Consider the following 8,550-nt stretch of genomic DNA (forward strand, 5'->3'; position numbering starts at 1 on the left):
GGGCGGCCCGGCGGCCGGAGGTGGCCGCCGTAGTGGCCGCCGTAGTGGCCGCCGTAGTGGCCGCCGTACCGGCCGCGAGGGCGGCGGCGGTCTCCGGCTCGGCCGGGGCGACGACAGGACTGCGGTTCTCGTCCACGGGACGCTCCCTCTGGCTCGGTGACTCGACTGGCCGCGCCCCTGCGGGGCGAGGGGCCGCAGCCTCCAAGCTAGGGGCTGCCGCCCAGTGCGTGAAATGCCGATTGGGCTGCGGTTATGCTCCCGCCGCATAAGCGCGGTTATGCTCCGGCCGCATGAGCGCGCCGCCCTGCGTGGTCAGGCTCCGGCCCGATGAGCGCGGTTATGCTCCGGCCGCATGAGCATCGAGCTGCGTCACCTCCGGGCCTTCCTCGCCATCGCGGAGGAGATGAGCGTGACCAGGGCGGCGGCCCGGCTGCATCTGACGCAGCCGGCGGTCTCCCGGGCGCTGGCAGCCCTGGAGAAACGGCTGGGTACCCGGCTGGTGGACCGTTCCACCCACCATCTCGCGCTCACGGCGGAGGGCCGGGTGTTCCGCGACAAGGCAGCGGCCGCCGTCGCCGCGTTCGACGCGGCCCTGGACGCCGGGGGCCTGCGCCGCTGGCCCCTGCGGCTGGGGCACGCCTGGTCCGCCCTCGGCCCCTACACCACGCCCCTGCTGCGGCGCTGGGAGCGCGAACACCCCGAGACCCCGCTCGAACTCCTCCGTATCGACGACCGCACGGCGGGGCTGGCCCGTGGCGAGGTCGACGCGGCGGTGCTGCGAGGGACGGTCGAGACACCCGGCCTGGTGACGGAGCTGCTCTTCATGGAGGCCCGCGTCGCCGCGATCACCTCCGACGGCCCGCTGGCCGCCCTCCCCCGCCTCACCCTCGCGGACCTCGCCACGGGCCCGGTCCTCATCAACCCGGTCTCCGGCATCACCACCCTCGACCTGTGGCCCGTCGACGCCCGCCCGGCCGCCGGCATCACGGTCACCAACACCGACGACTGGCTCACCGCGATCGCGGCGGGCCGGGGCGCGGGCATCTCCGCCGCCTCCACGGCCCAGATGCACCCCCACCCGGGGGTCACCTTCCGCCCTCTCCCCGACGCACCCCCCGTCCCGGTCTTCCTCGCCCACCGGGCCTCGGCGAGCCACCCGGCGCTGCCGGGGCTGATCTCCCTGGCGCGCGAGGTGACGCGGGACGCCTGACGGGGCCGGCCGGGCCGGGGAGCGGGAGGCGGTGCGCGGAAGGGAACGGGGACTGCCGTCGTTCACGCTTGCTCGCGGTAGAGGCGCTCGACCTCGGCCTTCATGCCCTTGATGCCCCTGGCGGTGTAGCCGTTCCAGATGAGGTGCTTCAGCAGGCGTGCGCCGATCCTGCTGATCAGGGTGTCCTTGGGCTTGAGCCAGTACCGCCAGACGACCTCGGTCCTGCCGTCCGGTGTCGCGGAGTAGAAGAGGTTGCCCTGCCAGAAGTCGAAGACCGGCACGGGCGGGAGGTATCCGTAGGCGTAGTGGCGCGTGACGGGGTCGCGCTTGAAGATCGTCTCGATGATCGTGCTGCTGTCCGTCATCGTGTACGTGATGTTGGAGCCCGGTTCGTTGAACTCCTGGGTGACGACCCAGGACGCGGCGCCGGGCAGCCCTCGGTAGGGCCGCATGATCCTGCTGATGTCGACGTTCTTGGGCAGGTTCTCCCAGACGAAATCGAGCGGGGCGTCCATGACGGCGGTGTTCGTCACGACATAGGTGGAGTCGGCGGGGAGGGGGGCCGACATGTCCTGGATCTGCTGCTGAGTAAGCACGGTTCTCATCTCTCTCGGTGCGCCGGTCCGGCTCACCGAGCCAAACCAAACTGTTCGGTTTGAACGTATGCGACGCCGCCTCCTTCGTCAAACTGAACGGTTCGGTTTGGTAAGATGGGGCCATGCCCGCGACAAGCTCCGCCGACTCCACCCGCGACCGGATCGTCGACGCCGCCAAGACCGAGTTCTCCCAGTACGGGATCGCGGGCGCGCGTATGGACCGCATCGCCAAGCAGGCCCGCACCAGCAAAGAGCGCGTCTACGCCCACTTCCGCGGCAAGGAGGCGCTCTACAGCTTCGTCGTGAGCCGCGAACTCGCGCTCATCACCCAGGCCACCCGAATGGACCCCACCGATCTGCCCGGGTACGCGGGACGCCTCTTCGACTACTTCACCGAGCACCCCGAGCACTTCCGGATGATCGCCTGGGGACGCCTGGAGCTGGACGGAACCACAGCTCCCGCCGACGACCCCACCCGCACCGCGGGCGCCCGCAAGACCGAGCAGCTACGCGAGGCCCAGCAAGCCGGTCACCTCGACCCGGCCTGGGACCCGGTCGACGTCCTCGCGCTCGTCAACCAGATCGCCACCACCTGGATCGCCCAGACCGAGATGGCCGAAACCGCCACCCGGCAGGCCCGGGACACCGCCGTCGCGGCCCGCCGGGCCGCCGTCGTCACCGCGGTCCGGCAGATCTTCCCCCCGTCCCGCCCCGGCGCCCCGGCAGTCGCCTGACCGCAGCCGGGCGCTCCCGGAGATACGCGGCCGGCGCGGGGCCGGCGCCTGGCGCGGGAGGACTGGGCGGCCCGTTCAGAGATGCGCCGCCAGCACCCGGATCTCCTCCCGCAGCCGGTCCGCCTGCTCCGCCCGCCCCGCGCCCTCATACTCCCGCGCGGCGGCCTCCCGCTCGGCCACCTCCGCCCGCACGATCTCCACCACATCCCCCTCCGTCAGCTCCAGCCGCTCGGCCTCGGCCGCCCCGACCCCCCGGGGGATCAGTTCCATCGCGAGATTCCGGTCCACGTCCACCGGCCGGACGACCGCCTCCGCGTTCTCGATCGCCCCGAGCGTGGACCGCAGCACCGAGACGGCGACCCGGTCACGCGCCTTCATGGCGACCCGGAGGGAGTCGCGCAGGCGCGAGCGGAGGGGAGTGTCTGAGGTGGGTTCAGTCGACATGCGGCGACCCTATGGGGGCTCGGGGCATGTGACGACCGGGTTTCCGGGCGGGCCCCGAGGCACTCAGCAGCCCCCCCCCTGAGTGCCTGGTACGCCTCACGCAGATCCGAAGCCTCCGGCAACTGCCTCGATTCGGCTGCCCGGACGACTTCCAGAGCCCGCCAGTGATTCGACGGGACCACCCGCCCGGACGACATCGCCCGCTGCGCGGCATCGCATGCCTCGTCCAGTCGGTCACTTGCCAGGAGCGTCAACGCCAGGTCGATATTGGCCGAGGCCACCCTACGGGGCCATTTGGCGAGATCGTCGCCGGGAGAAAGGCGTGCGATGACTTCTCGCGCATGGGATTCCGCTGCCGGGTCGCCGACCCAGGCAAGGGTGGTAGCGGTGTAGGAGAGAGACTTTCCGGGATCGTATTGGTAGTGGTGTTCGGGACGATCGGGCGTGCCCTTGGATTCGGACATCTGTTGCACTCGGTTTATGGCGGCGTAGGTTTCCGCCGACTGCCCCAGCCTGGCTCGCGCGCGCCCTTCCTGGGCAGTCGCCTGGACGGACGCGGAACTGCCGGCGGGAGCAATTCGCTGGGCGATCCGCGACAGTTCGAGCGCGCGGGAGTAGTCCCCTTGGGTGAGCACCCGCCAGGCATCTGTCTCAAAGCACCAGGCATGAATCTCGCTGTGGTCGGACTGCCGGGCGAGTGTCGCGGCTGTCCGCAAGCGGGCTGTCGCCGCATCGTCCTGGTCGAGGTCGATGTGCAGGGTGGCGCCGAGCAGCGAGAGCCAGCCTCCCACCACCAGCAGGCGCCGGTGCTCGGACAGGGTCTTCTTCGCTCCCAGGAGGTGGGCGACGTACGAGGTGTGCGTACGCACTCGCCCCAGGAGTTCCTGCGGCGGGGAAACCGGATACCTCGTGGCCAGTTCGTCAAAAGCCAGCTCAAGACGGTCCAGGGTCTCGGTTCCCACATCGCTCGCCTGAACGCGTCGGGCGAGTCCGAGGGCGTCGAACTCGTCGTTTCCGGGTTCACTCACTGCCGCCCAGCCATCCGGAAAGGTCGGCTCTGTGCTCGTGACGGGTACGAGGAGGGAATCCAGCTCGTCGGCTGTCAGGCCCAGCACCTTCGCAATCCCGGGACGCATCCACGGCTGTGGCCGGGCCTTGCCACCCTCCCAGCGGTGAACCGTAGTTCGATCGACCCCGACCGCTTCGGCGAATGACTCCTGGCTGTAGCCGCATGACTTCCGGCGCTGCACAAGCCGATGCCGTTTCGACGTCATGGTCGGGCCTCCGTAGCCGGGCGCGGACTTCCCAGCTCAGCGTAGCCCGTGCAGCAAGTACGCAACGGAAGTACGACAGTTCCGCCGTGGTCCCGGACACCGCGTCCCGATTGGGTGGTTCGTCGCGGGCCGAGAGAGCGGAGTTCTCCATGTTCACCACATCGAATGACGTCGGCGAGCGGCGAATGTGCGGGGCGCAGGCGGTTATGCCCATGCCCTTGACCGCACTTCTGCTGGCGGCCTCTCCTGGTGCGGGTGATCCCCTGGAGGTGGAGACTTCTCTCCGCTGCGGGCTGGAAGAGCACCACGGCGGAATGCACTACGACCTGGTGTGGCAGCTCAACAATCCCCGTGGCGGAGAGATGTGGGCGACCTGGGTGAACGACCGAGCCCCGGAGAACGTCCTGCTCTTGCCGGACTGCCCCGCCGTCAACGGAAAGCCCCTGCCGCACGACGAAGCCTGCACGCTCTACGCACTGCACCCCGGCGGGCACAGCTTCGCGTTCCGCGACCCCGAGGCCGACGCGACCCGGAGCACCCCGGAGTACCACGAACTGGGCGCCCACATCGACGCGTTGCTGTCCCGCCCCCCCGGGCCGAGGCACCTCTCCAGAGCCCTGACCCGGCCCGGCCTCTCCAAACCACTGACCCGGTCCGGCCGACCCCCATCGCACCGCCTTCGAGGAGTTGAACACCAGATGCGTCAGATGATCGCCCGCACGCTGCTGTGGATGCTGGACCGGATACTTCCCCCCGCCGAGGACCCCCGCACCCACCCCTCTCCCGGTCACCCCCTGGACGTTCTCCTGGGGCACCCCCACCCCCGCGCATGTCCGGGAGCGCCTGGCGCCGCTGCGGGGCGAGGACTTCCGGCTCGTACGCCCGTACGCGCCCGCCGACGACACCCTCCGGCTCCGCGCCGTACCGGCCACCCGTCGTCTGCTGTACGCCCCCACGGGGCTGGAGCTGCTCCGCCCACCCCGGGGAGTCCCCGTATGACCCCCGACGCCCTCACCACCGCCGCGCCAGCCTCGTTCACCGCCGTCTGCACCCGCTGCGACCGCACCACCACCGCCGCTGTCCCCATCGGCTGGACCCAGCCGCCGGGCGCCCGTGGCCACACCCTCTATGCCTGCCCGGAGTGCGCGCCGCTGCTCACGCCGGGGCCGACGCCCGGCGAACGACTCGGCAGGTGACGCGAATGACCAACGCGGCCCCCTGGGGCCGGGCCGCATGGAAGGCGGTTGTCAGTGCCGGTATCTAGAGTTTCGGTATGACGAGGTGGATGCACGATACGTTTCCCGGGCACGAGGTGAATCTGGTCTTCGCCCGGGGTCTGTCCCTCGAAGCGCTCACAGCGGGCCTGCGGGAACTGCACCGTGAGCCGCTTGCGCGCGGCGAGGCGGGCGGGTGGGCGTGGGTGGTGCACGACATGATCACCGAGGCCGACGATTACCAGGAGGCCGACTACGGGCGCGTCTGTCCCGAGGGGGCGGAGGTCGTGGTGTTCGTGACCGAGCCCTGCAGCGCGAAGGCGCACGGGCCGTCGTTCACGTATCTGCGCGACGGCCGCTGGACGCTCTCCTTCAGTTTCGAGGACGTCGAGCAGCGGGTGGGCGAGAACCCCGACTACATGTCGGCCGAGCTGCTGGCCGCGAATCTCATAGGCCCGGGGGCCTGGTGCGCGAAGGCGGATACGGACGACGACCATGATTGCTTCGATCATCACTACGACGACGAGGATCGGCTCGTGAGGGCGATCGCCGACTGCTTCTCCCTGCCCTCGCCGCCGCTCTCGCGCGAGGTGACGGCGAAGTGAGCGGCCCGATCCCGCCGAACACCTATGTCACGTACGCCAGGGGCCTGGACCTACCCACGCTCATCAGTGTGTACGCCGAGGCGATGTACCCGGCCGGCACATCAGGCGCCTCGGACGGCTGGTGCTGGGTCACGCACGACGCGTCCGCCGGGCACGGCAGTGCGGTCATGGACCTGGCCCGTGACATCACCGGTTTCCGCTACGCCGAACGGTTCGGCGGACCCGGCCGCGTGGAGACGGTGTTCCTGGCGTCCACCCCCGCGTGCGCGTGCCCGCACGGGCAGAACTACATGGTTCCGCACTGCGGCGAGCACCCGTTCCAGTTCCTGCACAGCCGCGGCGGGTTCGAGGAGTCCTACTTCAACGTCGGGCGCCGCCGAGAGTCACGCCGCCATGGAGACCTGCTGGTACGGGAGTTGTTGGACGCCGGGATCGTCGGCCGGGAGACCCCGGCGTACGACACCGACCCCGACTTCAACGCGGACGGTGCCGTGACGATGGGGATCATCGCCACCCACTTCGGGCTGCCCGACCCCTCCCGACGAAGCGCACCAGGGCAGGCACATTGAGCCTGCCCGGCGATTGAGGGCGGACCCCCGGGCCCCAGGTGCCGGAGTCTGGCAGGACCCGGGGCGGGAGGGCTGGTCCAGAGCCCCCGGGCCACCCGCACCCTCAGGGCCCTGGCGGAAGCCCCGCCGCCAGGATCTCCGCCAGATGGCGCGCGCGGCGGCCCGTCAGGTGGGCGAGTTGGGTGCGGCAGGAGTAGCCGTCGGCCAGGAGGAGCGCGGAGGGGGCCGCGCGGACGGAGGGGAGGAGTTGGTCCTCGGCGCAGGACACGGACACGTCGTAGTGGCCGCGCTCGAAGCCGAAGTTGCCCGCGAGCCCGCAGCAGCCGCCGCTGAGTTCGCCGCGCAGACCGGCGCGCTCGCGCAGGCGGCGGTCGGCGGCTTCGCCGAGGACAGCGTGCTGGTGGCAGTGGGTCTGGCCGGTGATCTCGCGGTCCAGCGGCGGCGGGGTCCAGCCGGGGGCACGGGATTCGAGGGTCTCGGCGAAGGTGTGGACGGCGGCGGCGAGGCGGGCCGCGCGGGGGTCGTCGCCCAGCAGTTCGGGGAGGTCGGTGCGCAGGGTGGCCGCGCAGCTCGGTTCGAGGACGGTGACGGGGGCATCGAGGCCGAGCAGGGGCTCCATGGTGTCCAGGGTGCGGCGCATGACGCGGCGGGCCCGGTCGAGCTGGCCGGTCGAGACATAGGTGAGGCCGCAGCAGACCCGGCCGGGCGGGAGGGCGACGGTGAGGCCCGCCGCCGACATGACCCGTACGGCCGCCAGTCCGACCTGGGGGGAGAGGTACTCCGTGAAGGTGTCGGGCCACAGCACCGTCTGGCCCATCAGGGGATTCCCGGCGGTACGGGCCCCCAGTGACCGGCGGAAGGTACGGGTCGCGAGGGCGGGCAGGGGGCGCTGCGGGGCGATGCCCGCGAGGCGTTTGGCGAGGGCGGCCAGCGGAGGCACGCGCGCGAGGGTGTTGAGGACGGGCGCGAAGGGGGCGGCGGCCCGCAGCCATTCCGGCAGCCGGCCGAGCGCGTAGTGGGAGGCGGGCCGCACCCGCCCCGCATAGTGGTGGTGCAGGAACTCCGCCTTATAGGTGGCCATGTCGACACCCACCGGGCAGTCGCTGCGGCACGCCTTGCACGACAGACACAGATCGAGCGCGTCCCGCACCTCGGGCGAGCGCCAGCCGTCCCGTACGACCTCACCGGCCAGCATCTCGTGCAGCAGCCGCGCCCGGCCGCGGGTGGAGTGGGCCTCCTCGCCGGTCGCGCGGAAGGAGGGGCACATGACGGATGAGCCGGAGACCGTGCTCGTACGGCACTTGGCGACGCCGACGCACCGCCGGACGGCGGCCCGGAAGTCCCCGCCGTCACCGGGGTAGCCGAAGGCGGTGTCGACCGGCTCCTTCGGCAGTACGGCGAACCGCAGCCCGGAGTCGAGGGGGTCGGGGCGTACCAGCATCCCCGGGTTCATGCCACCGTCCGGGTCCCACAGGTCCTTGAAACGGCCGAAGAGCGCCACGAGTTCATCGCCGTACATCCTCGGCAGCAGTTCCGCGCGCGCCTGCCCGTCGCCGTGTTCGCCGGACAGCGATCCGCCGTGCGCGACCACGAGGTCGGCGACCTCGTCGGAGAAGGCGCGGAACGCCCGTACGCCCCGCTCGGTGAGCAGATCGAAGTCGATACGGACATGGATACAGCCGTCCCCGAAGTGCCCGTAGGGCGTCCCGCGCAGCCCGTGCGCGGCGAGCAGCGCGCGGAAATCGCGCAGATACGCGCCGAGCCGGGCGGGCGGCACCGCGCAGTCCTCCCAGCCGGGCCATGCCTCGGCTCCGTCGGGGGTGCGGGTCGCGGTGCCCGCCGCGTCCTCGCGGATACGCCACAGGGCCCGCATCCCGGCCTTGTCGGACACCACCGTTCCGTCG

General features: G+C 71.3%; 9 protein-coding genes. 5 read left to right on the forward strand and 4 right to left on the reverse strand.

The genetic code is table 11. From position 1 onward, the window contains the following. Nucleotides 1-352: 352 nt before the first annotated feature. Complete coding sequence (locus ACWF94_RS25470) at nt 353-1,210, forward strand: LysR family transcriptional regulator (RefSeq protein ID WP_453492862.1); 858 nt, start codon at nt 353-355, stop codon at nt 1,208-1,210. A 62-nt stretch (nt 1,211-1,272) separates the two neighbouring features. Here the strand turns inward: ACWF94_RS25470 and ACWF94_RS25475 are convergent, their stop codons facing one another. Further along, nucleotides 1,273-1,815: a hypothetical protein gene (locus tag ACWF94_RS25475; RefSeq protein ID WP_453492865.1), complete on the reverse strand. Its 543-nt coding sequence runs from the start codon at nt 1,813-1,815 to the stop codon at nt 1,273-1,275. 113 nt (nt 1,816-1,928) lie between these two features. Here ACWF94_RS25475 and ACWF94_RS25480 point away from each other — a divergent pair, with 113 nt between their 5' ends. Then, nucleotides 1,929-2,540, forward strand: a complete 612-nt coding sequence (locus ACWF94_RS25480) for a TetR family transcriptional regulator (protein ID WP_453492868.1) — start codon at nt 1,929-1,931, stop codon at nt 2,538-2,540. Between the two features lie 75 nt (nt 2,541-2,615). Here the strand turns inward: ACWF94_RS25480 and ACWF94_RS25485 are convergent, their stop codons facing one another. Together ACWF94_RS25485 and ACWF94_RS25490 are read right to left on the reverse strand one after the other, a co-directional pair. Beyond that, nucleotides 2,616-2,918 (reverse strand): GatB/YqeY domain-containing protein, encoded by a 303-nt coding sequence (locus tag ACWF94_RS25485; protein WP_453492870.1) that lies wholly within the window; start codon nt 2,916-2,918, stop codon nt 2,616-2,618. Next, nucleotides 2,915-4,258: a helix-turn-helix domain-containing protein gene (locus ACWF94_RS25490; protein WP_453492873.1), complete on the reverse strand. Its 1,344-nt coding sequence runs from the start codon at nt 4,256-4,258 to the stop codon at nt 2,915-2,917. Before ACWF94_RS25490 ends, ACWF94_RS25485 begins: the two co-directional genes overlap by 4 nt. Before the next feature lie 218 nt (nt 4,259-4,476). Here ACWF94_RS25490 and ACWF94_RS25495 point away from each other — a divergent pair, with 218 nt between their 5' ends. The 3 genes from ACWF94_RS25495 (at nt 4,477) to ACWF94_RS25505 (ending at nt 6,646) form a co-directional block, all read left to right on the forward strand. Continuing rightward, the gene (locus ACWF94_RS25495) at nt 4,477-5,454 is read left to right on the forward strand and encodes a hypothetical protein (protein ID WP_453492876.1); all 978 of its coding nucleotides are present in this window, start codon (nt 4,477-4,479) and stop codon (nt 5,452-5,454) included. A gap of 89 nt (nt 5,455-5,543) precedes the next feature. Continuing rightward, nucleotides 5,544-6,077: a hypothetical protein gene (locus tag ACWF94_RS25500; RefSeq protein WP_453492878.1), complete on the forward strand. Its 534-nt coding sequence runs from the start codon at nt 5,544-5,546 to the stop codon at nt 6,075-6,077. Continuing rightward, nucleotides 6,074-6,646 carry a hypothetical protein gene (locus tag ACWF94_RS25505; RefSeq protein ID WP_453492880.1) on the forward strand — a complete coding sequence of 191 codons (573 nt, stop codon included), beginning with the start codon at nt 6,074-6,076 and terminating at the stop codon, nt 6,644-6,646. The genes ACWF94_RS25500 and ACWF94_RS25505 overlap by 4 nt, the downstream gene beginning before the upstream one ends. Before the next feature lie 103 nt (nt 6,647-6,749). Here the strand turns inward: ACWF94_RS25505 and ACWF94_RS25510 are convergent. Then, on the reverse strand, nt 6,750-8,550 hold a 1,801-nt coding region (locus ACWF94_RS25510), incomplete at its 5' end, for an FAD-linked oxidase C-terminal domain-containing protein (protein ID WP_453492882.1).

The organism is Streptomyces sp. NPDC055078 (genome assembly GCF_053607985.1).

Bases quoted from the DNA above. Each gene is read 5' to 3' on its own strand.
- ACWF94_RS25500 (WP_453492878.1), top strand. From the start codon at position 5,544: ATGCACGATACGTTTCCCGGGCACGAGGTGAATCTGGTCTTCGCCCGG.
- ACWF94_RS25485 (WP_453492870.1), bottom strand. From the start codon at position 2,918: ATGAAGGCGCGTGACCGGGTCGCCGTCTCGGTGCTGCGGTCCACGCTC.
- ACWF94_RS25490 (WP_453492873.1), bottom strand. From the start codon at position 4,258: ATGACGTCGAAACGGCATCGGCTTGTGCAGCGCCGGAAGTCATGCGGC.
- ACWF94_RS25470 (WP_453492862.1), top strand. From the start codon at position 353: ATGAGCATCGAGCTGCGTCACCTCCGGGCCTTCCTCGCCATCGCGGAG.
- ACWF94_RS25480 (WP_453492868.1), top strand. From the start codon at position 1,929: ATGCCCGCGACAAGCTCCGCCGACTCCACCCGCGACCGGATCGTCGAC.
- ACWF94_RS25475 (WP_453492865.1), bottom strand. From the start codon at position 1,815: ATGAGAACCGTGCTTACTCAGCAGCAGATCCAGGACATGTCGGCCCCC.